Here is a 26,284-nt window from a genome sequence, read left to right as displayed (position 1 = left end):
CCCCCCCGCCCCCCGCGCCCGCCCCGGCCGTGACCACGCCCAAGCCCGTGGCGGCCGTGCAGGATGACGACGACCGCGAGTCCGAGATTGCCCTGCGCAAGAAAAAGGAGCAGGAAGCCAAGCAGCGCGAGCAAAAGGAGCGTGAGCTGGCCCAGCGCAAGGAAGCCGAGCGCAAGAAGCAAGCCGAGCAGGACAAGAAGGATCGCCTGGAAGAGGAGCGCCAGGAACGCCTGCAAAAGGAAAAGGATGCCCGCGAAAAGGCCGAGAAGGCGGAGAAGGACCGCAAGGAAGCCGACCGCAAGAAGCAGGCCGAGCAGGACAAGAAGGACCGCCTGCAAAAGGAAAAGGACGCCCGGGAAAAAGCCGAGAAGGACAAGGCCGAGCGCGAGAAGGCCGAGAAAGCCAAGGCAGAAGCCGACGCCAAGGCCAAGGCCGCTGCAGATGCGAAAGCCAAAGCAGCAGCGGACGCCAAGGCCAAGGCCGCTGCTGACGCCAAAGCCAAGGCAGCAGCAGATGCCAAGGCCGCCGAAGCCCAGCGCCAGGCCAATATCGCCCGCATGGCCGGTATGGCAGGCGCTGCAGGTGCGGCCGGCAGCAGCCAGGGTGGCACGCCATCGGGCAGCGCCTCTGGCCAAGGCGGCCCATCGGCCGGCTATGGCGGCAAGGTCGCTGCCAAGGTGCGCCCCAACATCACCTTCCCCGACGACATCCAGGGCAACCCGCGTGCCGAGCTGGAAGTGCGCGCTGCCCCCGATGGCACCATCGTGGGCGTGCGCGTCACCAAGTCCAGCGGCAACAAGGCCTGGGACGATGCCGTCGTCCGCGCGATGCACAAGACCGAGACCTTGCCGCGCGACACCGATGGCCGCGTGCCGTCGAGCCTGGTCATTGGCTTCCGCCCCAAGGACTGACGACCTGTTCGTCTTCCTCAAAAAAAATGCCCTCGGCCACCTGGCCGAGGGCATTTGTCTTTGGATGGACAGCTTGCTGCCACCGCCCTCTCGGGCGTCAGCCTCAGCTCACCATATAGCCGCCATCGACCGGCAGCACCACGCCCGTCATGAAGCTGGCCGCCGGCGTGCAGAGAAACACGGCCGCCTGCGCCACATCCTGCGGTGTGCCCCAGCGCCCCAGCGGCGTGCGTGCCAGGATGGGGCCCGAGCGGGCCGGGTCGTCCTGCAGCGCTTGGGTCAGCGGCGTCGCAATCCAGCCCGGAGCAATCGCGTTCACCCGAATGCCATCGGCCGCATAGGCAATGGCAAGCGACTTGGTGAGTTGGCCAATGCCACCCTTGCTGGCCGCATAGCCGGGCACCAGGCCACCGCCGAAGAAGGTCAGCATCGATGCGGTGTTGACAATGCAGCCGCGCCGGGCGCGCAGCTTGTCGCGCGTGGCGGTGCAGACCCGCATGGTGCCGGTCAGGTTCACCTCCAGCACGCGCTGGAAAACCTCCACATCGTGCTCCAGGCCGCGCTTGATGATGCCCGCGCAGTTGAAGACGATGTCGAGCTCGTCCAGATCGGCGAGCGCCCCATCCAGATCGGCCTGGCGCGTGACATCGGCCTGGCGCACCTCCACCCCAGCATCCAGCGTGCCATCGCCCTCGCCCAGGCCCAGCGCAATCACGCGCGCGCCCAGCGCCGCCAAATGGTTGGCGATCACGGCGCCAATGCCTTGGGTGGCACCGGCGACCAGGGCGGTCTTGCCTGTCAACAGGTCTTTCTGGTAGGTCGTAGTCATCACTCGCATCTCTCGCATTGCTTACTTATCGCCCGCTTGGGGCTCAGTTCTTCATGTCCAGCAGTTTGATCAGGTCGGCGAAATAGGTCGCATCCTTCATCATCTGGTTGCGGAAGCCCTGGTCGTCGGCATAGACAAAGCCCAGGTTCTGTTTGGCCAGCACTTCCTGGAAGGCCGGCTCATCGACGGTCTTCTTGGCGGCGGCCTTCAAGTAGTTCAGCACATCGGTGGGCAGCTTCTTGGGGCCGGCAATGCCGCGCCAGGTGCCAATGCTCAGGTCGATGCCCTTTTCCTTCAGGGTGGGGACCTTGTCGAAGTTCTTCACGCGCTGGTCTGCCATCACGGCCAGCATCTTGAGCTTGCCCGCCTGCAGCTGCTGGGCCACTTCGGCCGGGCTCACCGCCACCGCATCGACGTGGCCCCCCATCAGCGCCAGCACGGCCGGGCCCGCGCCCTGGAACGGGATATGGTTGAACTGGATGCCGGTCTTGTCGCCCAGCGCCGTGGCGGCGAAGTGCCAGATCGAGCCATTGCCGGCATTGCCCACGCCCATCTTGCCGGGGTCCTTCTTGGAGGCGGCGAGGAACTCTTCAATCGTGTTCCAGGGCGCATCGGCGCGCACGGTGATCGCGGCCGGGTCGGCATTGAACTGGATGATGGGCTGCACATCGTCGTACGAGAACTTGGCCAGGCCCATGGGCTTGAGGGTCACGAGCTCCACCGTCACCACGGCCAGCTTGTAGCCATCAGGCTTGGCATTGATCATGTCGGTCCAGCCAATGGCGCCGCTGGCACCGGGCTTGTTGATCACCACCACGCTTTGGGGAATGTGCTTGCGCGCCGCCTCACCAAAGGCACGGGCCACACCGTCGGTGCCGCCACCGGGCTGGAAGGGCACGATCAACTCGATCTGGCGCGTCGGGAAATCAGCAGCTGCTGCGACATTGCCCAGCGCCATCAATACCGCGCTGGCACTGGCCGCAAACAAGCCGATGGCGCCTCGGCGCGTTTTGCTCATGTTCATACTGTCTCCTCTGTTTTTACTTTGTCGTGCAGTTTCAATAGGTCGCACGTCCACCGGATACATCAAACACCGCCCCAGTGCTGAACGAGCAGGCGTCAGACGCCAGCCACAGCACCTGGGCCGCAATCTCCTCGGGCTCGCCCAGCCGCCCCATCGGGCTCTTGGCAATCATCGTGGCCACATGCTCGGGGGCCATCTGCTCCAAAATGGGCGTGCGCACCGCTGCCGGTGCCACCGCATTGACCAGCACGCCGCTGCCGGCCAGCTCCTTGCCCAGCGATTTGGTCAGCGCCAGCACCCCGGCCTTGGCGGCGCTGTAGGCCGACGCATTGGGCGTGCCCTCCTTGCCTGCGAGCGAGGCGATATTCACCACCCGGCCATAGCCCTGGGCACGCAGCACCGGCACGACCGCCTTGCAGACGTGGTAGACACCGACCAGGTTGATGTCGATCACCCTTTGCCAGACGGCATCGTCAAAGGCATCGAGAGCCATCGTGGGCCCGGTGATACCGGCGCTGTTGATCAGCATGTCAACCCGGCCCAGGCGGGCCAAGGTCTGCGCCAGCGCCGCCTGGATGCTGGCCGGCTCGGTCACATCGACCGGGCAGAACAGCGCATCGCCGGCCAGCGCTGCGGCAAGCGGCTGCAAATCCCAAACGGCGACCCGCGCGCCCGCTTGCTGCAAGGCCTGCACCAGGCTGGCACCAATGCCGCTGGCGCCCCCCGTCACCACGGCCACGCGGCCGCCAAATTGGTAGCTGCAATCGGCCATGTCAGCGGATGAACTGGTTGGTGTAATCGGCACCCAGGCCAACGGCCTCGAAGTGCTTGCGGCACATGTCGATCTTGGTGAACACGTCCTCAAAACCCATGCCCTTGCCCCAGGGGTCGGTGTAGTACATGACACCATTGACCTGGAAGTAGGTGATCATTTCCTCGCAGTCTTCGGGCACATACAAGGTGTGGGTCTCGCCTGGTGGCTCGAACACATAGCTGCCTTCCTTGGCCCACCAGTCGTGCTCCAGGTATTTCCAGCGGCCCTTGAGCACAAAGCCATGCACCGCCTGGGGGTGGCGGTGGCGGCTGAGCACCCCGGACTTGCGCACCTTGAGCAGGTTCATCCAGTAACCCTGGCTGGCATTGAGGCAAAGCGGACGAAACCAGACATTCTCGGCCTGCGGCACCCACAGCCGCTCATCGGTGGGGATGGCGCTTTCCACCACGATCTCGGGCAGCGCATCAGGTGGGTTCGGATACTGGTAAGGCATCAACGGGGTCTGGTCAGGGCTATCTACAGGCATTTATCCACCATATGGACTAAAGTTCACAATATGGATAATTGTAGAGAACGCCGAAAGACCCGCAGCCCAGACAAACCCCAAGCCTTGGGCGGCACAGACATATTGGCGACAGGGACCGGGCTGCGGCAGTGGCCCAACGGGCACAAAAAAAGCCCGGCTGTCGGGCCGGGCTTGAGTGTGCGGATGCGCGAGGATGTTCGCGATCAGGAATCCACCCAATTGACCATGCCGCTAAAGGCGGTCACCAGCACGATGATGCCGAACACAATGCGGTACCAGGCAAAGGGCACAAAGCTGTTGGAGGCGATGTAGCGCAGCAGCCAGCGCACGCACAGCCAGGCGCTGATGAACGAGAAGATGAGCCCCGTCGCAAACATGGGCAGGTCCGCCATCGACAGCAGTGCCCGCTCCTTGTAGAGGCTGTAGACACCTGCGCCGATCAAGGTCGGGATCGCGAGGAAGAAGGAAAAATCGGTGGCCGCCTGGCGCGACAGGCCCATCAGCATGCCGCCGATGATGGTCGAGCCGCTGCGGCTGGTGCCCGGAATCATCGCCAGGCACTGCACCAGACCCACCTTCAATGCATCGAGCGGCGTCATCTCATCGACCGTCTGCACCCGCACATGGGCCGACTGGCGCTTTTCCGCCCAGAGAATCACAAAGCCGCCCAGGATAAAGGTGGTGGCCACGACGATGGGCGTGAACAAATGCGCCTTGATGTACTTGCCAAACAACAGGCCCAGCACCACGGCGGGCAAAAAGCCGATGAAGACATTGAGCGCAAAGCGCTGCGCCTGGCGGCTCGATGGCAGCGCCACTACGGTGCTGCGGATCTTTTGCCAATACACCAGGATCACCGCAAAGATGGCACCGGTCTGGATCGCGATGTCAAACACCTTGGCCTTGGCATCGTCAAAGCCCAGCAGGCTGCCGGCCAAAATCAAATGCCCTGTCGAGGAGATCGGCAAGAACTCCGTCAGCCCCTCCACCACGCCCATGATGGCGGCTTTGATCAACAGCAAGGTATCCACAACAGTCTTTCAAAAAATCGGTCTGCCCGATTATCCAGCGGCCCAACACGCGCCACAGGGCTGGCCCCCGGGCGCGCACGAAAATTTACACAATGCAGCGCCCGCGCCTGCGCAGCCACTACGGCGCCGGCAGCGCCACCACCTGCACGGCGCCCCCGGCATCCACCAAAGGCTCGTAATGCGCCAGCACGGCATAGCGCCCCTGCGCGGCCAGGTGCGGCGCCAGGGTTTGCAGGCCCTCGCGCAAAAAAGCCAGCGCCGGCTTGTCCAGCCCCGAGGTCGGCTCATCGATCAGCACCAGCCGGGCGCCACTGGCCAGGCCCAGCGCGATGACCAGCTTGCGCAGGCTGCCAGTCGAGAGCGCCAGCAACGGCTTGGCGCTGTGCGCGGCCAGATCCAACCCCGCCTGCCACTGCACAAAAAGCGCCTCGTCCCAGCCCGGACAGTCGCGGCGCAACTGCGCCACCCAATCGGCCACCACCGTAGTGCCTGGCGGCATGGTCGCAGGCAGCCGCGGCTCGTGCCAGAACACGCCCCCTGCGCTCTTGAGCGCCTCCGGCGTCTGGCCATCGATGTGCACGCTGCCTGCGCTGGCCTGCAGCTGCCCGGCCAGCAATTGCAAGGCCGTGGTCTTGCCTGCGCTCAGGCCATCGACCAGCTGCACCAGGCCAGGCGCAGCCTGCCATTGCCAGCCGACCAGCAGCGGGGCCGCTTGCGGGTAGGAGAAATCCAGCGCATTCCATTCCAGGCTCATAGGGGTATCCGGCTTGCTTGATTAACTCCTAAAAACATAGCATAAAATCGCGCAATATCGATGAAACCCCCGCAGATGCTTGACTATTTGGACTTTGACACCAGCGATGACGGCGAAGGCCTTACCAGCCTCGATGCGATGGCCTATGCCAAGGCCGCCCAGTGGCCGGCGCTGACGGCCGAGGTCACGCAGCTGCTGGCCTGGTGCAGCGATGCCTTTGGCGCCCCCGGCGCGCTGGAAGATGGCCACCGCTGGGATCTGGACCTGCAGCTGCAAAGCGATGCAGGTGACGCGCTGGCCTTGCACTGGGATGCGCTGCAGCGCCAGCTGCTGGCGCCGCAAGCTGCCCAGCAGACCGCGCTGCAGCTGAGCCTGACCCTCAGCGGCCCCGATGCCTTTGCCCAGCAGCTGACCGAGCAGTTTTTGGGCAGTAACGACTAGCGAATAGCTGGCCGACGGTGGCCTGCTAGGCGCCCAGCATCAGGTCCAGGTTCTGCACCGCCGCACCTGATGCGCCTTTGCCCAGGTTGTCAAAAATGGCCGCCAGCAGCACCTGGCCCTGCGCCTCGTTGTGGAAGACGCTTAGTTGCATGGCATTCGTGCCGTTGAGCAGTTGCGGATCCAGGTGTGTAAGCGCTTTGGCCTCGTCCAGCGACAAGACCTGCACATCAGGCGCCTGCGCATAGTGACGTGCCAGGCAGGCCTGCAGCGCAGCGGCATCCACCCCAGGCGGCAGCATGCGCAATGCCAGCGGCACCGTCAGCACAATGCCCTGGCGATACGCGCCATAGGCCGGCACAAACAGCGGGCGCGCGTCCAGGCCTGCGTGCAACTGCATCTCCGGCGCATTCTTGTGCGCCAGCTCCAGGCCATAGACCTGGAAGGCTGGCGGCTTGGCATCGCCCCCGCCCTCATGCGCCTCGACGCCAGCGCGCCCGCGCCCGGAGTAGCCGGATACCGCATGCACGCTGAGCGGGTAGCTGGCAGGCACCAGCCCGGCCTGCACCAGCGGCAGCAACAAGCCGATGGCCCCCGTCGGGTAGCAGCCGGGATTGGTCACCCGGCGGGCCTTGGCAATGCGCTCGGCCTGCGCTGCCGACATCTCCGCAAATCCATAGATCCAATCGGCGTGGGTGCGGTGCGCAGAACTGGCATCGATCACCCGCACCGCAGGATTGACGATGGACTGCACCGCCTCGCGCGCAACCGCATCGGGCAGGCAGAGGATGGCGATATCACAGGCATTGATGGCTTCGGCCCGGCGCTGGACGTCCTTGCGCTCAGCGGCTGGCAGGGTCACGAGACGGATATCGCTGCGCCCGCGCAGCCGCTCATGGATTTGCAAACCGGTGGTGCCCTGGTCGCCGTCGATAAAAACAAGAGGAGTGCGCATATGTAGATGACTTCCGAGAATGCGGGCGCTGGCCCATGGATCGAGCCGCTATGTTCCTCCGCGTCCTAAAATAATGAAAGTTGAATTTCACAAACCAGACGTTCAGCATTTCTGAATTTGGAGCCACGATGCGAGAGATCAGCCTGGACCGTTTGCGCACCTTGGTGGCGATTGCCGACCAGGGCTCGTTCATCAAGGCCGCCCATAGCCTGCACCTGGCAGCACCCACGGTCAGCCTGCATATTGCCGAGCTGGAGCAGCGCATTGGCGCGCCGCTTCTGTCGCGCAAGCGCGGGCATGTGCGGCCCTCGGCCATTGGGGAGGTGTTGGTCGCACGCGCGCGCCGCCTGCTGGACGAGGCCGAGCTGGCGCTGAGCGACATCCAGCGCCAGGTGCAGGGGCTGGAAGGGCGTGTGCGGCTGGGCGCATCGACCGGGGTGATTGCGCATCTGCTGCCCCAGGCATTGGCGGTGCTGCGCGATCAGCATCCGGGCATCGACATCCAGATCAGCGTCCAGACCTCGGAGGAGACGCTGGCGCGCCTGGTGGATAGCCGCTTGGACATCGGCGTCACCGCCCTGCCCCAGCCAGCCGTCGCAGGCCTGGTGATCAAGCCCTGGCGCCGCGATCCTGTGATGGCCTTTGTGCCTGCCGACTGGACCTGCCCGGCCCGCCTCACGCCGCAGTGGCTCGCCGGCCAGCCGCTGATCCTCAACGATGCCAGCACACGCCTGTCACGCCAGACCAGCGAGTGGTTTGCCGCGGGCGGCCACCACCCGGTGCCGCGCATTGCGCTGAACTACAACGATGCCATCAAGAGCCTGGTCGCCGCAGGTTACGGCGCCACCTTGTTGCCGCACGAGGCCACGGCCCCACCGCCGGACGCGCGCATCGCCATGCGCCCGCTGCGCCCTGCGCTGTGGCGCCGGCTGGGCATCGCCCACCGCGCCGGCTATGTGGAGCCCTCCACCCAGCATGTGCTGGATGTGCTGTGGGGCCTGCGCCTGGTGTGAGCGCCGCTGCCGCTGGCCCATCGCCCTGCCCGCTAGAAAAACCACCAGCCGCACAAGGCTGCGCCCACCACCACCCATAGCGCGGAGAGCCGGGCCAACACCAGCAGGCCGAATGCGGCCAGCGCCAGGCCAAAATCCAGCCGGGAATGGATGGCGCTGGTCCACACCGGGTCGTACAGCGCAGCCAGCAGCACGCCGACAACCGATGCATTGATGCCCGCCATCGCCCGCTGCACGCCGGCCCGCTGGCGCAGCGATTCCCAGTACGGCAGCACACCGGCCACCAGCAACAGGCCCGGCAAAAACACCGCCAGCAGCAAGGCCAGGCCGGCCCACCAGCCGCCCCATGGCGCGGGCATGGCCGCGCCCAGGTAGGCGGCAAACGTGAACAGCGGGCCCGGCACGGCTTGGGCTGCGCCGTAACCGGCCAGCAGTATGTCGTTGGACACCAGCCCGCCCGGCACCAAGCTGGCCTGCAACAACGGCAACACCACATGGCCGCCGCCAAACACCAGTGCACCGGCCTGGAAGACCTGGCTTGCGATGGCCAGCAAGCTGCCTCCATACGCGGCTATCAGCCAGGGGCTCAGCCCCAGCAACACGGCGTAGACCAGCAGCAAGCAGCTTCCCACACGGTTGCTGACACCATAGTGCTGGTGCTGTGCCGCAGGCAGCGGGCCCAGCTTCAGCACCCAGCGGCCCAGCACTGCACCCAGCACGATGGCTGCCAGCTGCCCATAGGTGGAAGGCACGGCCAGCACCAGCAAGGCGGCGGCGATGGCCCATGCGGCACGCAGCCGGTCCGGACACAACGCCCGCGCCATGCCCCATACAGCCTGCGCCACCACCGCGACGGCCACGACCTTGAGGCCATGCACGGCGCCCGATGTGGCCAGCCCTGTCCATTGCGACATGCCCAGTGCCAACAGCATCAGCAGCAGGGCCGATGGCAAGGTAAAACCCAGCCAGGCTGCCAAGGCCCCCCACCAACCCGCCCGGCCCAGGCCCAAGGCCATGCCGACCTGGCTGCTGGCCGGGCCGGGCAGAAACTGGCACAGCGCCACCAGATCCGCATAGGCGCGCTCATCGATCCAGCGCCGGCGCAGCACAAACTCGGTATGGAAATAGCCCAGATGCGCGACCGGCCCGCCAAACGAGGTCAGGCCCAGCTTCAAAAAGGCGCCCAGCACTTCCAGCGCAGAGCCCTTGGCCGGGGTGGCATCTGCTTGCGGTGAAGGGCAAGGCTCTGGGCTGGGGTGGGCGTTCATAGGGAGGCACAGTCGCGGTGGTTGGCCAGCAGCATAAGCGGGCTCGGTGGCATTGCCAAGACGATCATGCATCAACTTGCCTGCGCAGGCCTTGGCAGCAAGCGCTTGCTGCCCGCATTCATCAGCCCCATGCCGACAATCGCCGCACCACCACCTACCAGCAAGGAAGCGGTGCGAGCGCCTGCAGATCGCCTCGTTTGGCGCGACATCCTCGCTGCGCCTGCTGCCGCAGCTGCTGGCCGCATTTCGCCAGGCCCATCCACTGGTCGAGGTGCATATCGAAGAAGCGGTGAACAGCGTGGTGCTGCAATGGCTGCTGGAGCGCCGCGTGGAACTGGGCTTTGTGGTTTTGCCCGACGAGCGCTTTGACTCGGTGCCGCTGATCGAGGGCGAGTTGGTGGCCGTGCTGCCCGCCACCCATCCGTTGGCCCAGAAGACCAGCATCAGCGCGCTGGATTTTCATAACCAGCCATTTATTCGCACCTCGGCGGGCTCCGGCCCGCGGGTGGACGCGTTCTTGGCCGACAAAGGCGCCGTTCCCAACACCTTGTACCGGTTTGAGCAGCTCAGCTCGATGATGGGCTTTGTCGCGCAAGGCGATGCGCTGACCATTGCCGCGCGCCTGGCGCTGCCCGCGCCCCCGGCCGGCGTCACCTACCGCCGGCTCATGCCGCGCAACCACCGGCCCATCGCGCTGGCGGCGCTGCGCTTTGACCGCTTATCGCCGGCAGCAGCGGCCTTTGTCGAAACCACCCGAAAACTGCGCAAGCGCCTGGTGCTGGAATAAGGCGCCTGGACGTCAGCGCCTCGCTGCCGGGCGCAAGCCGGGTTTATTCGCCGCTCAGCGCAATCACCACCGCCGAGGGCTCCACCGTCACCTGCACCGCAGAGCGCGCGCGCAGCGACGTGGCCTCGCGGCTAAAGCCCACCAGCTGCACGCCAGACTGCAGGCGTACGGCCAGCTCCTGCACCGTGCCGCCGCGCGTGGCCCGTGTAACCGCACCCTGCCAGACGTTGCCCCCCGGCGCCAGCACGGTAGCGGCCGATGCCGCTTGTACTGCGACAGCGGTGGCCTTGCACATGGCAAGCACCGGCAGGCCCTGGCGCAGGCCCAAGAGCTGCGCGCTCTCATCGGTGATATGGGAATGCAATACAAACTGCGCGCCAGCATCGGCCCCCTGCAATTGCACCTGCACCAAGGGGCCGCTGCGGCTGAGTTGGGCCACGACACAGGGCCATTGGTTGCGCATGCTGGTCATCACCTGCAATCGCGCCAGGGTGGTGGCCACTGAGATGCCTGCTTGCCCGGCATTGCGTGCCTGGGGGTCTGCAGCCGTTGGAAGCTGGCGCGCATGCTCGAGCTGCACATGCAATTGCTCACGGGCATGGCCCATGGCATCGGCCGCTTCGAGCAGCAGCAGCGCATCGGCCGTGAGCTGCGCCCCCCCGCCGCCCTTGCCGCCCACACTGCGCTGCACCAGCTCCACACCCGCCAGGTTGGACAAGGTATCCAGGGCCTGCCAGGCCGCCTTGTAGCTGATGCCCACGCGGCGCGCGGCCTCGGAGATGGAGCCGCAATCCTGGATATGGCGCAGCACATCCATGCGGCGGTCAGAGCGCTTCTCGGCGAGCGCGGCAGCGAGCGATGCTTGGGGAATCATGGCGCGAATCTTCGCATGCTTTAGCGCCCCGCGCCGGTGCCCAAAGCGCGGTTGGAGAAAAGCCTTGCCCAGAATAGCGTGCCAATAGCGGACCAATAGCGTGCCCATACAGGGGCCTATGGCCCCCATCATTTGGCACCCCAAAACAATCTCGCTACACTCGCGCTATTCATTAACAGAATAGCGATTTGATGACCGCCATGATCCAACGCCGCTTCGCCCCCCTCGCCCTGTCCCTGTTGGCCGCCCTCGCTGCCAGCGCCCATGCCGACGAAGTCTCTGTGGCTGTGGCCGCCAACTTCACCGCGCCGATGCAAAAGATTGCCGCCGAGTTCGAAAAAGACAGCGGCCACAAGGCGGTGCTGTCGTTCGGCGCCACCGGCAAGTTCTATGCACAGATCAACAACGGCGCACCCTTTGGCATTTTGCTGGCCGCCGATGACACGACGCCGGCCAAGCTGGCCCAGGAAGGCAAGGGCGTCGCCGCCAGCCGCTTTACCTACGCCATTGGCCAGCTGGTGCTGTGGAGCAAGCAAGCGGGCTATGTGGACGACAAGGGCGCCGTGCTCAAGATGGGTGACTACCGCCATATCGCGATCGCCAACCCCAAGCTCGCCCCCTATGGCCTGGCCGCGATGGAAACGCTCAAGAACCTGGGCCTGACCGACCAGGTGACGCCAAAAATCGTGCAGGGCGAGAACATCGGCCAGACCTACCAGTTCGCAGCCAGTGGCAATGCCCAGCTGGGCTTTGTGGCGCTGTCGCAGGTGATGGAAGACGGCAAGCTGCGCGAAGGCTCGGCCTGGATGGTTCCATCGGCCATGCATGAACCCATCCGCCAGGACGCCATTGTGCTGAGTAGCGCCAAGGACAATGCCGCCGCCACCGCCTTGATGCAATACCTCCAGGGCGACAAGGCGCGCGCCATCATCAGGTCCTACGGCTACGGGTTCTAAGGCGCGGCGGGCCACCGAACTGGCGGGTCTGATCCCGCTGGTCTCTGCTCGGCCATTGACCTCAGCGCGTTGGTCCGGCCAAACACTGCCCTTGCCGGGCCCGCGCTGCGCGTGCACCATGTGCGCAGCAGCCTCCCTCCTTCAACCCACCTCGCCACGCCCTCCTCTGCCGTGAGTACCTCCCTTCTCAGCCCCGACGACTGGGCCGCCATCTGGCTGACGCTGGAGCTCGCCAGCGTCACGACTGCCCTGCTGCTGGTGCTGGCCACGCCGCTGGCCTGGTGGCTCGCGCATACGGCATCGCGCTGGCGCGGCCCCATTGGCGCGGTGGTGACCTTGCCGCTGGTGCTGCCGCCAACGGTGATCGGCTTTTACCTGCTGGTCACGATGGGCCCCAATGGCCCGGTGGGCCAGCTCACCAGCGCCCTGGGTATGGGCTATCTGCCCTTTACCTTTGCCGGGCTGGTGGTGGGCTCGCTGGTCTACTCGCTGCCCTTTGCGGTACAGCCGCTGCAGCGGGCCTTTGAGGGCCTGGGCCGCCGCCCCCTGGAAGTGGCTGCCACCCTGGGCGCGAGCCGTATCGACAGTTTCTTCAGCGTGGCGCTGCCGCTGGCGCGCCCCGGATTTATCACCGCAGCCGTACTGACCTTTGCCCACACGGTGGGCGAGTTCGGCATCGTGCTGATGCTGGGCGGCAATATCCCCAGCAAGACGCGCGTGGTGTCGGTGCAGATCTACGACCACGTCGAAGCCATGGAGTATGCGCAGGCACACTGGCTGGCCGGCGGCATGGTGGTGTTTGCCTTTGTGGTGTTGGTGGCCTTGCAATGGCTGCAACCCCGCGACAGGAACAACGCGAGCCCCCTATGACGCAAGCCCAGAACCACCACGACGGCATTCACGCGCGCCTGCAGCTGCAGCGCGCCGCGTTCCAACTGCAGGTGGACCTGCAGCTGCCCGGCCAGGGCGTCACCGCACTGTTTGGCCCCTCGGGCTGCGGCAAGACTAGTTGCCTGCGCGCCATTGCCGGGCTCGAACGTGCCCAGGGCCAGGTCAGCGTCAATGGCGAGCGCTGGCAAGACGATGACAGCGCCCACTGGCTGCCCACGCACCAGCGGGCACTGGGCTATGTCTTCCAGGAGGCAAGCCTGTTCCCGCACCTGAGCGCCCATGACAACATCCGCTACGGCCTGCGCCGCACCCCGGCCGCGCGCCAGCGCGTGCAGATCGAGCGCCTGGTCGAGCTGCTGGGCATTGGCCCGCTGCTGGGGCGCAAACCTGCCACCTTGTCGGGCGGCGAACGCCAGCGCGTGGCCATTGCCCGTGCACTGGCTACCAGCCCGCGCGTGCTGCTGATGGATGAACCGCTGGCGGCGCTGGATGCCGAGCGCAAGGCCGAGGTGCTGCCCTACCTGGACCAGCTCAGCGATCAGCTCAAGCTGCCGATCCTGTACGTCAGCCACTCGATCGACGAAGTGGGCCGCCTGGCCGACCAGGTGGTGGTGCTGCAAACCGGCCGTGTCGCGGCGCAGGGGCCGGTGGCCGACATGCTGACCGCGCTGAATGCCCCGCTGGCCCAGGCCCTGCCCGATGCCCAGCAAGCCAGCCTGCTCGAAGGCCAGGTCTGCGGCCACGACCTGCAAGACCACCTGTGGTCGCTGCAAATAGGCGCCCACCCGCAGCTGCAGCTGCACTGGACGCAGGCCGATGCCCATTACCGGCAAGGCGAGCGGGTGCGCCTGCGCGTGATGGCGCGCGATGTCAGCCTGTCGCTGATGCCCCAGACCGGCAGCTCCATTCTCAACAGCCTGCCGGCCGTGGTGACGGCCCTGCAGCAAAGCAGCCCAGGCCAGGTGCTGGTGCAGCTGCGCCTGGCACCGGGTGCGGCTGATGACACGCCCCACCTGCTGGCGCTGGTCTCGGCCCGCTCGGCACGTCTGTTGCAGCTGGCTCCCGGCCTGCTCGTGCATGCGCAGCTCAAGGGCGTTGCCGTCTTGCGCTGACCGCCATGGCGCGCAGCGGCCGCTCAGGCCCCGCCAACAACAAAAAAGCCCGGACGCATCCGGGCTTGGTCGTGTCTGCTGGGGCCGATTAAGGGGCCAGCACCACTTCCACGCGGCGCGCTTGGGCATTGTTGCCCGCGTTCTCCACCGCTTCGGGCTTCTTCAGCTCCAGCTTGTCTTCGGTCACGCCCAGGGCCAGCAGCGCATCGCGCACGGCAAAGGCGCGTTGCTTGGCCAGCTCGGCGTTCTTGTCTGCGTCGCCAGTGGCATCGGTGTAGCCCGAGATGACGGCGCGTTGGCCGGCCTTGACGCCAGCGATCACATCTACCAGCGCTTCGTTCGCACCCTGGGCCAGCTCGGCCTTGGCGGTGGCAAAGTAGAACTTGACCACACCGTTTTCGATCACCACCGCAGCAGCGTCATCGGCCACCACGGCAGCACCGCCAGCAGCAGCGGCTACGCCGGTAGCGCCAGCGGCATTGCCAGCCTGCGCCGCAGCGGCCGCACGGGCAGCAGCAACGGCCGGGTCCGTACCACCCAGCACGGCGCCGCGCTTGGCGCCAGTCTCAGCAGCGACCACGCCGGCTTGGCCAGACTTGGCGCCATGCAAGCCTGTGTAGGCGCCAAACCAGATCACGCCCAACACCACCAGGGTGATCAGGGCAAATACCAGGCCCAAGGCAAAGCGCTCATCACCGTCATTATTTTGCGAAGAACTCACAGTCAGACTCCAGGCACCCGTGGTGCATTAAAAAAGAAATTGTTGTGGCTGCATGCCGTGGCCGCGCAGGCCCTGCACAGCCCCATGGCAGATACGCGCGAGATTGTACCTTGCAGCACTGGCGCTGCGCAGCGAACCTCCCACGGCCGATGCAGCCAATCCGGTGCGCAAAGTGGCAACCAACCAGGTAGTAACCCGGCACCCGGCGCTCGAAAATAGATAGCAGGTCATCGTGACACCATGCCCTTTACCTAGTGATTACCCTTGAGTTGGCGGCTTTCTCTGAAATATTTTTTCATCCTTGCGCCTGTTCGCAACATCGGCAAGGTAATTTGTATGGGGAAGCGCGTAGTTATTCGTAAAATCAGTGCTTTTCGAAAATGTGCATTTGCTTACCGGCAATGAGCACGTGTGACAGGACTAGCCAACCATTGGAGACACCATGCAGGCTTTACTCGCCCTATCCAGGGCTATCGACAGGCTCAATGCTTTCGTCGGCAAATACTCAATCTGGCTTATCTTTGCCGCCACCTTCATCAGCGCCGCCAACGCCATCGTCCGCAAGGCCTTCGACGCCAGCTCCAACGCCTTCCTGGAAGTGCAGTGGTACCTGTTCGCCTGGTCCTTCTTGCTGGCCGCCGGCTACACCTTGCTGCACCGTGAGCATGTGCGCATCGACGTCATCAACTCGCGCCTGTCCAAGACCAAGCAGGTCTGGATCGACATCATCGGCTTTGCGCTGTTCCTCACTCCGCTGTGCGTCACGATTCTGTGGCTGAGCATGCCGGTGGTGATCCAGATGTACCAATCTGGCGAAATGTCGGGCAATCCCGGCGGCCTGATCCGCTGGCCGGTATGGGCCGCCATCCCCGTGGGCATCACCTTGCTGATGCTCCAGGGCCTGTCCGAGCTGGTCAAGCGCATCGCGTTTCTGACTGGCGATGGCCCCGACCCGATGGGCAAGCTCAGCGACAAGAGCGCTGAGGAAGAGCTGGCCGAAGCACTGCGTGCCGAAGCTGAAATCAAGCAGGCCCAGACGGCTGCAGCAGTCCAGGCTGCTGCGCGCCAGTCTTGAAGGTAGCACGAGGATCTCACCATGGAATTTATCGCTACCAACTACGCCCCGATCATGTTCGCGGGCCTGATCGTCTTTTTGCTGCTTGGTTTTCCCGTGGCGTTCAGCCTGGGCGCTGCCGGCCTGATGTTCGGCTTTATCGGCATTGAGCTCGATGTGTTTCCCTCGTCGGTGATGGCCTGGTTGCCCCAGCGCCTGATCGGCATCATGGCCAATGACACCTTGCTGGCCGTGCCGTTCTTCACCTTGATGGGCTTGATACTGGAGCGCAGCGGCATGGCCGAGGACTTGCTCGACACGGTGGGCCAGGTCTTTGGCCCGATCCGTGGCGGTCTGGCGCTCGCCGTGATCTTTGTCGGCGCGCTGCTGGCCGCTACCACCGGTGTGGTCGCCGCATCGGTCATCTCCATGGGCCTGATCTCGCTGCCCATCATGCTGCGCTACGGCTATGACCGGCGCCTGGCCTCGGGCGTGATTGCCGCATCGGGCACCCTGGCCCAGATCATTCCGCCCTCGCTGGTGCTGATCCTGATGGCCGACCAGCTGGGCAAGAGCGTGGGCGATATGTACAAGGGCGCGTTCATCCCCGGCTTTATGCTGATGGGTCTGTATGTGCTGTGGGTCGCCTTCCTGGCCATCTTCAAGCCCAAGCTGGTGCCTGCGCTGCCCGTTGAAGCCCGTATCTACCGCGAAGCCAACGGTAATGCCGGCTACACCTCGCTGATCGTGGTGATGGGCCTGTCGACGATTGTCGCGATCTTCCTAGCCAACCACATGGCCGACATCCACACCTGGTGGGAAGGCAAGCTGGTCACCGACGTGGCCACCGACGAGAAGATTGTCACGGCCATGTGCGGCGGCACCTTCATCGCCTTTGTCATCGCCTCGATCAACCGCGTCTTCAAGCTGGGGCTGCTGTCCAAGCTGGCCGAGCGCGTGACCTTTGTGCTGATCCCGCCGCTGCTGCTGATCTTCCTGGTGCTGGGCACCATCTTCCTGGGCATCGCCACCCCCACCGAAGGCGGCGCCATGGGTGCCATGGCCGCGCTCATCATGGGCTTTGCCCGCAAGCGCCTGAACATGAACCTGCTCAAGCAGGCGCTGGGCTCGACCACCAAGCTTGCCAGCTTTGTGATGTTCATCATGATTGGCGCGACGACCTTCAGCCTGGTGTTCCAGGCCGCAGACGGCCCCAAGTGGGTCGAGCACCTGCTCACCAGCCTGCCAGGCGGCCAGACCGGCTTCCTGATCGTCGTCAACGTGATGATCTTCTTCCTGGCCTTCTTCCTGGACTACTTTGAGCTGTCGTTCATCGTCGTGCCGCTGCTGGGCCCCGTGGCTGACAAAATGGGCATCGACCTGATCTGGTTCGGTGTGCTGCTGGCAGTCAACATGCAGACCTCGTTCATGCACCCGCCGTTCGGCTTTGCGCTGTTCTTCCTGCGATCGGTGGCGCCTGATAAGCAGTATGTGGACCGGGTCACACACAAGGTGATCGAGCCGGTGACCACGATGCAGATCTACAAGGGCGCTGTGCCGTTTGTGCTGATCCAGCTGATCATGGTCGGTGTGCTGATCGCCTTCCCGGGCATCGTTACGGGAGCTTTGGAAAAGCCGGCGGTTGTCGACATGCAGAAGGTCAATGAGCAGATGATGAACCAGCTGGGCAACGCAGACGGCGGCTATGGGGACAACCCCTTTGCCAGCCCGGATGCACCCGCCGATGCAGGCGCAGCACCGGGCTCCGATGCAGGCGCAATGCCGGCACCCGCCGCAGAAGGCTATGGCTCGGACGATCCAGCCAAGGCCTTGCAGGACTCGCTGGGCACTGCTCCCGCAGAAAGCAAATAAGGGGCGCCCAAGCCCTTCCCACCCGAACCCTGGCTTGCCCAGGGTTTTTTTATGGCTGCCTGCAGCTGGGTGCCACAACGCCCCGTGCGCTGGTGGTCCGGCGAACCGGCGGCCCGGCGGCCCGGCGGCCCGGCGAACCGGCGAACCGGCATCGAGGCGCTCCGGCCGCACCCAGTCATGAATGAGTGCGAAGTACCCAAGCCGCATGCCGATGCACCCACGCAGCCTGTATAGACGCAAAAAAGCCGCAGCAAGCTGCGGCTCTTGGCTGCTGCGGCCAAGCCCCAATGGCCTGGCGCATCTCCCGATCAGGGCAGTTTGACCTGGGCCATGTACTGGTTGAAGGGGTACTCGGAGAAGCGGTTCCACAGGATCTGGTCCTTCTGGAAGGCGCGCATGTCCTGGTGGATCTTCTTGAACTCGGGCGACTTGGCCTCGTGCTCGGCAAAGGTTTCCATCGAGGCCTTGAAGCCAGCGTCCATCAGCTCCTTGGAGAACGGCTTGAGCTGGGTCTTGTTGGCCACCAGGTTCTTCAGCGCGATGGGGTTGAGCACCTGGTACTTGGCGGTCATGTCGGCAGCGGCCACGCGGGTGGCGGCGTCCAGGATCGCCTTGTTCTCGGGCGACAGCGCGTTGTACTTCTTGATGTTGATGAAGAACTCCAGATCAGCCGAGCCTTCCCACCAACCGGGGTAGTAGTAGAACGGAGCGACCTTGTTGAAGCCCAGCTTTTCATCGTCGTAGGGACCGACAAATTCCACCGCGTCCAGCGTTCCCTTTTCCAGCGCCTGGTACACGTCGCCCGCTGGCATGTTCTGCGCGACCACGCCCAGCTTGGCCATGGCCTCACCGAACACACCGCCACCCATGCGCATCTTCAGGCCCTTCAAGTCAGCCACGGTCTTGATTTCCTTGCGGTACCAGCCGCCCATCTGGGTGGTGGTGTTGCCCGCCGATGCGGTCTTGAAGTTGTATTTCTCAAAGAAGGCATCGAGCAGCTTGCGGCCGTTGCCGTGGTCCTTCCAGCCCGCCATCTGCAGGGTGGTCAGGCCAAAGGGCACGGCGCAGCTGAACGCGAAGATCGGGTCCTTGCCGGTGAAGTAGTAGGCCGCCGTCTGGGCCATGTCGATGGTGTCGCCCTGCAGCGCATCGACCACGCCGAATGCGGGCATCAGCTCGCCCGCAGGGTGGACCGAGATTTCAAACTTGCCGCCGGACATGGCCTTGACGGCCGCAGACAGCTTTTCAGCGGAGCCGAAGATGGTGTCAAGCGACTTGGGGAAGCTCGAGGCCAGGCGCCAGCGCACTGCAGCCTGTGCATGCACGGCCGGTGCCACCCCTGCGGCCAGAACGCCAGCGATACCGGCATTTTTGATAAGCGAACGACGATCCATTCGTGTCTCCAATTATTTGTTGAAAGTAAAGGTAGCTATCCTGCCATAGGCGCGAGCCGCTTTTAGCTTTGCAAATTGTAGAAATGGTTGCAGAAGTGACTTCAGCGGGTTTTCCCCAGAGTTTTGCAAAGGATTCTGTCCGCATTGCGCCACAGGCGGCGCAGGCCACAAAAAAGCCCGGTTCACCATGACCGGGCTTGTCAAGAGAACCAGGCGCGTGCCAGGCGGGCGGATCAGGCCGCAGCGCTCTGGCCGGCGGCCGCCTCAGGCACCGCAAAGCGTTCGCGGATGCTGCGCTCGATGCCCGTCGCATCCAGGCCCTGCATGGCCATCAGCTTGGCCGGGTCGCCATGCTCGATAAAGGCATCGGGCAGGCCCAGCTGCAGCACCGGCACATCGATGTGCAGCTGCTGCAATGCCTCGAGCACCGCGCTGCCCGCGCCGCCCATCAGGCAACCGTCTTCGACAGTGACCAGCGCCTCATGGCTTTGCGCTACCTGCTCGAGCAGCTCGGTATCGAGCGGCTTGGCCCAGCGCATGTTCACCACCGTGGCGTTGAGCGCCTCACCGGCCTGCAAGGCCGGATAGAGCAGACTGCCAAAGGCCAGGATGGCGATACGCGGGCGGCCCGCCACCGCAGGCTGCGCCTGGCGGCGGATCTCGCCCTTGCCAAAGGGCAGGCCTTCCAGCGATTCGAGTGGCGCCACACCGGCCCCCGCGCCACGCGGGTAGCGCACGGTCACCGGGTGGTTCTGCGCAAAAGCGGTGCTCAGCAGCTGGCGGCATTCGCGCTCATCGGCCGGGCAGGCGACGCTCATGTTCGGAATGGCGCGGGTAAAGGCGATGTCGTAGTTGCCGGCATGGGTGGCGCCATCGGCCCCCACCAGGCCCGCGCGATCCAGCGCAAACACCACGGGCAGGTTTTGCAGCGCCACATCGTGGATCAGCTGGTCATAGCCGCGCTGCAGGAAGGTCGAATAGATGGCGACCACCGGCTTGAGCCCTTCGCAGGCCAGGCCAGCGGCAAAGGTCACACTGTGCTGCTCGGCAATGCCCACATCGAAGTAGCGCTTGGGGAAGCGCTTTTCAAACTCGACCATGCCCGAGCCTTCGCGCATGGCTGGAGTGATCGCGACCAGGCGCTCGTCCTGGGCGGCCATGTCGCACAGCCAGTGGCCAAAGACCTGGGTAAAGGTGGGCTTGGGCGGCGTGGCGGGCTTGACCAGGCCGATGGCCGGGTCAAACTTGCCCGGGCCATGGTAGGCCACCGGGTCGGCCTCGGCCAGCTTGTAGCCCTGGCCCTTTTTGGTGACCACATGCAGAAACTGCGGGCCCTTGAGCTGGCGGATGTTCTCCAGGGTAGGGATCAGCGAATCGAGGTCATGGCCATCGATGGGGCCGATGTAGTTGAAGCCGAAGTTCTCGAACAGGGTGGCGGGCACCACCATGCCCTTGGCCTGCTGCTCCAGGCGCTTGGCCAGCTCCAGGAGCGGCGGCACCTGCTTGAGCATGCTCTTGCCCACGCCCCGCGCCTTGGCATAGAACTGGCCGCTCATCAGCTGCGCCAGGTAGCGGTTGAGCGCACCCACCGGCGGGCTGATGCTCATGTCGTTGTCGTTCAGGATCACCAGCAGATTGGCGTCGCTGACCCCGGCGTTGTTCAGCGCCTCGAAGGCCATGCCGGCCGTCATCGCGCCATCGCCAATGATGGCCACCGCCTGGCGGTCGCTGCCCTGCAGCTTGAAGGCCTCGGCCATGCCCAGCGCCGCCGAGATACTGGTCGATGAATGGGCGGTGCCAAAGGCGTCGTATTCGCTCTCGCTGCGCAGCGGAAAGCCCGAGATGCCGCCCCACTGGCGCAGGCCCTGCATGCGGTCGCGCCGGCCCGTCAGAATCTTGTGCGGATAGGTCTGGTGGCCGACATCCCAGACAAAGCGGTCATGCGGCGTTTCATAGACGGCGTGCAGCGCAATGGTCAGCTCCACCGTGCCCAGGTTGGAGCTGAGGTGCCCGCCGGTCTTGGACACGCTCTCGAGCACGAACTCCCGCAGCTCACGCGCCAGGGTCTTGAGCTCGGCGCGCGACATCTTGCGCAGATCCGCCGGGTCATTGACGGTGGCTAGCAGGGGAAAGGTCTTCGTGGACATACTATGGTTTGGTCACTTGCTACGCATACCTCGGAAGCATCCGCGCAGTTTTTTTACTGGAATGGCAAGGGGCTATGTTAGCGCCTTGAGGCTGGTTAAGCCGTCACAAGGCGCATTTGGCCTACTCAATGGCTGCGGCGCACCACCATGTCGGCCAGCGCCGCGAGCGCGGCCGTCTGGGGCAAACCGCTGCCTGCCAGTGCCCGCTGCGCCTCGGCCAGCAGCTCATGGGCATAGTCGCGCGCGGGCTGCAGGCCCATCAGCGATACATAGGTGGGCTTGTCGTTGTCGGCGTCCTTGCCGGCGGTCTTGCCCAGCGTTGCCGAATCGGCCACCACATCGAGCACATCGTCGATCACCTGGAACGCCAGTCCCAGGGCGGCGCCGTATTGCTTCAGTGCTGCGAGCGCTGCGCCCTGGATGCCGGCGCAGGTGGCGCCCATCTCGACGCTGGCCTGCAGCAGCGCGCCGGTCTTGAGCTTGTGCATCTGCTGGAGCTGCTCGCGGCTGAGCTGCTTGCCCACACTGGCCAGGTCAATGGCCTGGCCACCGGCCATGCCGTTGTAGCCAGCTGCCCAGGCCAGCTGGCGGCACAGGCGCGCCTGCACGCCATCGGAGATGGCACTGCCCTCGGGCACCAGGATCTCGAACGCCAGCGCCTGCAGCGCGTCGCCCGCGAGCAAGGCCTGGGCCTGGCCAAACTGCACATGGACGGTGGGCTTGCCACGGCGCAGCACGTCGTTGTCCATACAGGGCATATCGTCATGCACCAGCGAATAGGCGTGGATCAGCTCCACCGCGCAGCCGGCGCGCAAGGCGGCCTCTGCCTGGGACGCATCCAGGCTGCCCACGGCCTGGGCAGCGGCCAGCACCAGCAGCGGGCGCAGGCGCTTGCCGCCATCGAGCACGGCGTAGCGCATGGGCTCGCCCAGGTTGGCAGGGGCATCGGCGGCGATCCACAGCGTGAGGGCGTCCTCCACGCGGGCGAGTTCCTGGCTGCACCAAAGGGCAAAATTATCGTGTGCTGAAGTCATGGTTAGCACTTATTCCTCGCTGGTCCAGGGCTTGAGCTGGCCCTCATCCAGTACTTTGATCTGGTCCTGCACCGCCTCGAGCTTGCCCCGGCAAAATGCCAGCAGCACGGCGCCACGCTGGTAGGCGGCCAGCATGTCGCCCAAAGGCAGCTGACCGGACTCGATGCGCGCAACCAGGCCTTCGAGCTCCTGCAGCGCGCTTTCGTAGTTATCGGGTTCGGGCAGGTCCGGCGTGGCAGACGTCTTGGAGGCAGTGGCCTTGGGCATGGGCAAAGGGGGCAAACAGCGTGCCCAGGTGCATGGATGTAAAGGCTCGATTTTAGGCGCAGGACAAGCGGCTGCGCGCGCAGCGACGACCAACCACCGTTGCGAGGCCTGCAGGCCCGGCCCAATTCCCACAAAAAATCCCGGCGATCTATCGTGAAATATGAGGCTATAGCTATCAATTTGATAATATTGGCGGTCTGTCTGTGCGATGAAGGATCGGTGACATGCTGTGTCACCCATGGCCAATTCACGCATGGTCGGAACGGGAATAACCCCACTGGGTATAATCCCATTTTTCGCGAAACCGGCCATCCTTTGTTGTTGCTGCCGGTTTTATTTTTTTCTCCGCGTGCGCACGCGCACCCTCCCTGTGGGGAGTCTTTAGGTCAGGTCACCCATGTCTGATTTAAGTCTTCAACTGCAGCAGGCCGCAAGCCAACTTCCAGTTTCAAGCTACTTTGATCAAGCGCTTTTCGAGCGCGAGATGCAAACCATCTTCCAGAACGGCCCCAAATATGTGGGCCACCAGCTGGCGATTCCCGAGATTGGCGACTACTACGCCCTTCCCCATGAAAAGGAAGGGCGGGCCCTGGTGCGCAATGCCGCAGGCCAGGCCGAGCTGATCTCCAACGTCTGCCGCCACCGCCAGGCGTTGATGCTCAAGGGCCGGGGCTCGCTCAACCACCAGCAAAAAGGCAGCGCCGGCGGCAATATCGTCTGCCCGCTGCACCGCTGGACCTACAGCCCCAGCGGCGAGCTACTGGGCGCCCCGCACTTTGCCCAGGATCCCTGCCTCAACCTGAACAACTACAAGTTGCAGGAGTGGAATGGCCTCCTCTTTGAGGACAACGGCCGCAACATCCAGGCCGATCTGGCCAACATGGGCCCGGCCGCTGCCTTGAGCTTTGATGGTTTTGTGCTCAACCATGTCGAGATGCATGAGTGCAACTACAACTGGAAGACCTTTATCGAGGTCTACCTGGAGGACTACCACGTCGGCCCCTTCCACCCCGGACTGGGCAATTTCGTCACCTGCGACGATCTGAAGTGGGAGTTCGCCAAGGAGTACTCGGTGCAGACCGTGGGCGTGGCGCCCACCTTTGCCAAGCCAGGCTCGGACATCTACAAGACCTGGCACGAGGTGCTGCTGAACTTCCGAGGCGGCAAGATGCCCGAGCACGGCGCGATCTGGCTGACCTACTACCCCCACATCATGGTGGAGTGGTACCCGCATGTGCTCACGGTCTCGACCTTGCACCCACTGGGCGTGGACAAGACCCTCAATGTGGTGGAGTTCTACTACCCCGAGGAAATCAGCGCCTTCGAGCCCGAGTTTGTGCAGGCGCAGCGCGCCGCCTATATGGAAACGGCCATCGAAGACGACGAGATCGCCGAGCGCATGGATGCCGGCCGCAAGGCCTTGTTCGAGCGCGGCGACAACGAAGTGGGCCCCTACCAGAGTCCGATGGAAGACGGCATGCAGCACTTCCACGAGTGGTATCGGGGTATGATGCAGACCGCCGTTCCAGACAGGTGATCTGCCACGGCCAGGCACTCCCAACTACCAGGTAAGGTCTGCACAACACCTTGCCAGGGTCTGAACAAGGGCCCGGGCGAAGGTTCTGCAGATCACCCCACAGCTGCTAGCGCTTTGCGATAGCAGCTTTTTTATTTAGAAATTTCCGATGCAAGCCCTTTGGATGGTGGCCGCCGCGTTCATGTTTGCACTCATGGGCGTGTGCATCAAGTTCGCCTCTGTGTACTTCAATGCGGCCGAGATCGTGTTCTACCGCGGCCTCATCAGCATGGCGCTGATCTGGTGGCTCACCCGGCGCCAGCATATTTCGCTCACCACCCGCTACCCCAAGATGCATGCCTGGCGCAGCTGCATCGGTGTCACCTCGATGGGCATGTGGTTCTATGCGATCGGCAAGCTGCCGCTGGCCACCGCAATGACCTTGAACTACATGAGCAGCCTCTGGGTCGCGGCCTTTGTCGTGGGCAGCGCGCTGCTCACCTGGCGCCCCAAGGCAGAAGGCGACCAGCCGGCGCTGAACATTCCACTGGTGCTGACGGTGATCAGTGGTTTTTGCGGCGTCATTCTGATGCTGCGCCCCAATATCGAGGCCGACCAGATGTTCGCCGGCCTGGTGGGCCTGATGTCCGGCCTGATCTCGGCCTTTGCCTACATGCAGGTGGTGGCCTTGTCGCGCATGGGTGAGCCCGAGCAGCGTGTGGTCTTCTACTTTGCCGTGGGCTCGGCCATCGCCGGCGGCCTGGCGACCTTGTTTGTCGGCACGTCGAGCTTTCCCGGCTGGCCGGCGCTGTGGCTGATCCCCGTCGGCATTCTGGCCGCCGGCGCCCAGCTGGCGATGACGCGCGCCTACGGCTCGGCCACCACGCGCCGCGCCACCCTGGTGGTCGCGAACCTGCAGTACTCGGGCATTGTGTTTGCAGGCCTCTTTAGCATCGTCGTCTTTGGCGACCAGATTCCGGCGATTGGCTGGATGGGCATGGCCTTGATCGTCGGCAGCGGCATCGTCGCCACGGTGCTGCGCAAGCGCTGACCCGGGTCGGCAGCCGTTTGCGGGGTGGGGCGGCACCCGTTGCCTGCAGCGGGCGCGGCGCTGCCACATAATGTTTGCAAGATTTTTCTTGGAGCACCTGCCATGGCCACCACGCCCCTCACCGCTGCCTATACCACCCTGATCACCGTCGCCCAATTGCAGGCGCTGCAGCAGTCCAGCCCCCAACACGTGATGGTGTTTGACTGCAGCTTTGACCTGAGCCAGCCGGCCGCCGGTGCCGAGCAGTTTGCCCAGAGCCATATCGCAGGCGCCGTCTACGCCAACCTCGACAAGGACCTGAGCGCCCCGCACGGCGCCCTCAGCCACGGCCAGACGATTGCTGCCACCGACCTGGGCGAGCCGGCCTCTGGCGGCCGCCATCCACTGCCCAGCCGCGAGCGCTTTGCGGTGTGGCTGTCGCAAGTGGGCTTTCGCAATGACATGCAGGCGGTCGTCTATGACCGCAATGGCGTGAACTACGCTGGCCGCCTGTGGTGGATGCTCAAGTGGGCCGGCCATGATGCCGTCGCCGTGCTCGACGGCGGCTTGCAGGCCTGGCAGGCCGCAGGCGGCGCGGTGGAGGCGGGCGAGGCGGTCAGCCATTTCCAGAGCAACTTCGAGCTGCGCCCTGCGCTGCGCACACTCAAGACCGCTGCCCAGGTACAGCAAGCCCTGGGTACGCCGCAAACCATCATCGACGCCCGTGCGCCTGCGCGTTACCGTGGTGAGGTCGAACCGCTGGATCCGGTGGCCGGCCATATCCCCGGCGCCCTCAACCGGCCCTTTACGACCAATATCGATGCGGATGGCCGTTTCAAGCCCGCCGCTGAACTGCGTGCCGAGTTTGATGCGCTGCTGGCCGGGCACGACCCGCAGACGGTGGTGCACCAGTGCGGCAGCGGCGTCAGCGCACTGCCCAATCTGATCGCGATGGAGATTGCAGGCTATGCGCCCACGGCGCTGTTTGCCGGTAGCTGGAGCGAATGGTGCAGCGACCCAGCGCGCCCGGTGGAAAGGGGCTGATGGGCCGGTGCTGAACTACAGGGTCTGACCGCGCTCCCGCCAGCTGTCAGACCCAGTCGGC

The 26,284-nt window shown here is 64.6% G+C and carries 26 protein-coding genes; 12 read left to right on the top strand and 14 right to left on the bottom strand.

Going from position 1 to position 26,284, the window contains the following annotated elements:
• Positions 1-911: cell envelope integrity protein TolA (gene tolA / locus DCO45_RS11680; RefSeq protein WP_116926016.1), on the top strand; the 911-nt coding region annotated here is incomplete at its 5' end.
• 103 nt (positions 912-1,014) lie between these two features.
• Here the strand turns inward: tolA and DCO45_RS11675 are convergent.
• The 6 genes from DCO45_RS11675 to DCO45_RS11650 all read right to left on the bottom strand — a co-directional run bounded on the left by DCO45_RS11675 (position 1,015) and on the right by DCO45_RS11650 (position 5,850).
• Positions 1,015-1,740, bottom strand: coding sequence for an SDR family oxidoreductase (locus DCO45_RS11675; protein ID WP_021026023.1), 726 nt, complete (start codon positions 1,738-1,740; stop codon positions 1,015-1,017).
• A gap of 43 nt (positions 1,741-1,783) precedes the next feature.
• A complete protein-coding gene (locus DCO45_RS11670; protein WP_116925980.1) occupies positions 1,784-2,764 on the bottom strand; it encodes a tripartite tricarboxylate transporter substrate binding protein in 981 nt (326 codons plus the stop codon).
• A 34-nt stretch (positions 2,765-2,798) separates the two neighbouring features.
• Entirely contained in the window at positions 2,799-3,536 is a 738-nt protein-coding gene (locus tag DCO45_RS11665; RefSeq protein ID WP_116925979.1) for an SDR family NAD(P)-dependent oxidoreductase, read from the bottom strand.
• A gap of 1 nt (position 3,537) precedes the next feature.
• The gene (locus tag DCO45_RS11660) at positions 3,538-4,065 is read right to left on the bottom strand and encodes a 2,4'-dihydroxyacetophenone dioxygenase family protein (protein ID WP_021026020.1); all 528 of its coding nucleotides are present in this window, start codon (positions 4,063-4,065) and stop codon (positions 3,538-3,540) included.
• Between the two features lie 203 nt (positions 4,066-4,268).
• Complete coding sequence (locus DCO45_RS11655; RefSeq protein ID WP_116925978.1) at positions 4,269-5,096, bottom strand: undecaprenyl-diphosphate phosphatase; 828 nt, start codon at positions 5,094-5,096, stop codon at positions 4,269-4,271.
• 118 nt (positions 5,097-5,214) lie between these two features.
• Positions 5,215-5,850 (bottom strand): ATP-binding cassette domain-containing protein, encoded by a 636-nt coding sequence (locus tag DCO45_RS11650; RefSeq protein WP_116925977.1) that lies wholly within the window; start codon positions 5,848-5,850, stop codon positions 5,215-5,217.
• A gap of 75 nt (positions 5,851-5,925) precedes the next feature.
• Between DCO45_RS11650 and DCO45_RS11645 the strand changes: the two genes are divergently transcribed.
• Positions 5,926-6,291: a hypothetical protein gene (locus DCO45_RS11645; RefSeq protein ID WP_133248138.1), complete on the top strand. Its 366-nt coding sequence runs from the start codon at positions 5,926-5,928 to the stop codon at positions 6,289-6,291.
• 25 nt (positions 6,292-6,316) lie between these two features.
• On the opposite strand, the gene argC is transcribed toward DCO45_RS11645, so the two are convergent.
• A complete protein-coding gene (gene argC, locus DCO45_RS11640; protein WP_116925975.1) occupies positions 6,317-7,243 on the bottom strand; it encodes an N-acetyl-gamma-glutamyl-phosphate reductase in 927 nt (308 codons plus the stop codon).
• A 128-nt stretch (positions 7,244-7,371) separates the two neighbouring features.
• Here argC and DCO45_RS11635 point away from each other — a divergent pair, with 128 nt between their 5' ends.
• Complete coding sequence (locus tag DCO45_RS11635; RefSeq protein ID WP_116925974.1) at positions 7,372-8,256, top strand: LysR family transcriptional regulator; 885 nt, start codon at positions 7,372-7,374, stop codon at positions 8,254-8,256.
• 32 nt (positions 8,257-8,288) lie between these two features.
• On the opposite strand, the gene chrA is transcribed toward DCO45_RS11635, so the two are convergent.
• Complete coding sequence (gene chrA, locus DCO45_RS11630; protein ID WP_116925973.1) at positions 8,289-9,524, bottom strand: chromate efflux transporter; 1,236 nt, start codon at positions 9,522-9,524, stop codon at positions 8,289-8,291.
• Between the two features lie 91 nt (positions 9,525-9,615).
• Between chrA and DCO45_RS11625 the strand changes: the two genes are divergently transcribed.
• Positions 9,616-10,311, top strand: a complete 696-nt coding sequence (locus DCO45_RS11625) for a LysR family transcriptional regulator substrate-binding protein (protein WP_243419322.1) — start codon at positions 9,616-9,618, stop codon at positions 10,309-10,311.
• A 43-nt stretch (positions 10,312-10,354) separates the two neighbouring features.
• On the opposite strand, the gene DCO45_RS11620 is transcribed toward DCO45_RS11625, so the two are convergent.
• A complete protein-coding gene (locus DCO45_RS11620) occupies positions 10,355-11,185 on the bottom strand; it encodes a TOBE domain-containing protein (RefSeq protein ID WP_116926015.1) in 831 nt (276 codons plus the stop codon).
• A 200-nt stretch (positions 11,186-11,385) separates the two neighbouring features.
• On the opposite strand from DCO45_RS11620, the gene modA reads away from it, so the two are divergent.
• The 3 genes from modA to modC all read left to right on the top strand — a co-directional run bounded on the left by modA (position 11,386) and on the right by modC (position 14,144).
• Positions 11,386-12,141 carry a molybdate ABC transporter substrate-binding protein gene (gene modA / locus DCO45_RS11615; RefSeq protein WP_116926014.1) on the top strand — a complete coding sequence of 252 codons (756 nt, stop codon included), beginning with the start codon at positions 11,386-11,388 and terminating at the stop codon, positions 12,139-12,141.
• A 171-nt stretch (positions 12,142-12,312) separates the two neighbouring features.
• Positions 12,313-13,011, top strand: coding sequence for a molybdate ABC transporter permease subunit (modB, locus tag DCO45_RS11610; RefSeq protein WP_116925971.1), 699 nt, complete (start codon positions 12,313-12,315; stop codon positions 13,009-13,011).
• Positions 13,008-14,144: a molybdenum ABC transporter ATP-binding protein gene (gene modC, locus DCO45_RS11605; RefSeq protein WP_116925970.1), complete on the top strand. Its 1,137-nt coding sequence runs from the start codon at positions 13,008-13,010 to the stop codon at positions 14,142-14,144. Before modB ends, modC begins: the two co-directional genes overlap by 4 nt.
• Before the next feature lie 88 nt (positions 14,145-14,232).
• Here the strand turns inward: modC and DCO45_RS11600 are convergent, their stop codons facing one another.
• A complete protein-coding gene (locus DCO45_RS11600) occupies positions 14,233-14,865 on the bottom strand; it encodes an OmpA family protein (RefSeq protein ID WP_116925969.1) in 633 nt (210 codons plus the stop codon).
• A 442-nt stretch (positions 14,866-15,307) separates the two neighbouring features.
• On the opposite strand from DCO45_RS11600, the gene DCO45_RS11595 reads away from it, so the two are divergent.
• Both DCO45_RS11595 and DCO45_RS11590 read left to right on the top strand, forming a co-directional pair.
• Positions 15,308-15,940: a TRAP transporter small permease subunit gene (locus DCO45_RS11595; protein WP_116925968.1), complete on the top strand. Its 633-nt coding sequence runs from the start codon at positions 15,308-15,310 to the stop codon at positions 15,938-15,940.
• Between the two features lie 21 nt (positions 15,941-15,961).
• Positions 15,962-17,791, top strand: a complete 1,830-nt coding sequence (locus DCO45_RS11590; RefSeq protein WP_116925967.1) for a TRAP transporter large permease subunit — start codon at positions 15,962-15,964, stop codon at positions 17,789-17,791.
• 308 nt (positions 17,792-18,099) lie between these two features.
• On the opposite strand, the gene dctP is transcribed toward DCO45_RS11590, so the two are convergent.
• The 4 genes from dctP to DCO45_RS11570 all read right to left on the bottom strand — a co-directional run bounded on the left by dctP (position 18,100) and on the right by DCO45_RS11570 (position 22,633).
• Complete coding sequence (gene dctP / locus DCO45_RS11585; RefSeq protein ID WP_116925966.1) at positions 18,100-19,185, bottom strand: TRAP transporter substrate-binding protein DctP; 1,086 nt, start codon at positions 19,183-19,185, stop codon at positions 18,100-18,102.
• A gap of 233 nt (positions 19,186-19,418) precedes the next feature.
• Complete coding sequence (gene dxs / locus DCO45_RS11580; protein ID WP_116925965.1) at positions 19,419-21,332, bottom strand: 1-deoxy-D-xylulose-5-phosphate synthase; 1,914 nt, start codon at positions 21,330-21,332, stop codon at positions 19,419-19,421.
• A gap of 125 nt (positions 21,333-21,457) precedes the next feature.
• Entirely contained in the window at positions 21,458-22,366 is a 909-nt protein-coding gene (locus DCO45_RS11575; protein ID WP_116925964.1) for a polyprenyl synthetase family protein, read from the bottom strand.
• Between the two features lie 9 nt (positions 22,367-22,375).
• The gene (locus tag DCO45_RS11570) at positions 22,376-22,633 is read right to left on the bottom strand and encodes an exodeoxyribonuclease VII small subunit (protein WP_021026004.1); all 258 of its coding nucleotides are present in this window, start codon (positions 22,631-22,633) and stop codon (positions 22,376-22,378) included.
• A 397-nt stretch (positions 22,634-23,030) separates the two neighbouring features.
• Between DCO45_RS11570 and DCO45_RS11565 the strand changes: the two genes are divergently transcribed.
• The 3 genes from DCO45_RS11565 (at position 23,031) to DCO45_RS11555 (ending at position 26,223) form a co-directional block, all read left to right on the top strand.
• Positions 23,031-24,170 (top strand): aromatic ring-hydroxylating dioxygenase subunit alpha, encoded by a 1,140-nt coding sequence (locus tag DCO45_RS11565; protein ID WP_116925963.1) that lies wholly within the window; start codon positions 23,031-23,033, stop codon positions 24,168-24,170.
• A 148-nt stretch (positions 24,171-24,318) separates the two neighbouring features.
• The gene (locus DCO45_RS11560; RefSeq protein WP_116925962.1) at positions 24,319-25,200 is read left to right on the top strand and encodes a DMT family transporter; all 882 of its coding nucleotides are present in this window, start codon (positions 24,319-24,321) and stop codon (positions 25,198-25,200) included.
• A 102-nt stretch (positions 25,201-25,302) separates the two neighbouring features.
• A complete protein-coding gene (locus tag DCO45_RS11555; protein ID WP_116925961.1) occupies positions 25,303-26,223 on the top strand; it encodes a sulfurtransferase in 921 nt (306 codons plus the stop codon).
• Positions 26,224-26,284: the final 61 nt, after the last annotated feature.

Origin of the sequence: Comamonas sp. JNW (assembly GCF_003105075.1) — a bacterium.
GTDB lineage: Bacteria > Pseudomonadota > Gammaproteobacteria > Burkholderiales > Burkholderiaceae_C > Comamonas > Comamonas squillarum.
Note: the sequence above shows the minus strand (reverse complement) of the source record. Positions and strands in the feature narration are given on the sequence as shown.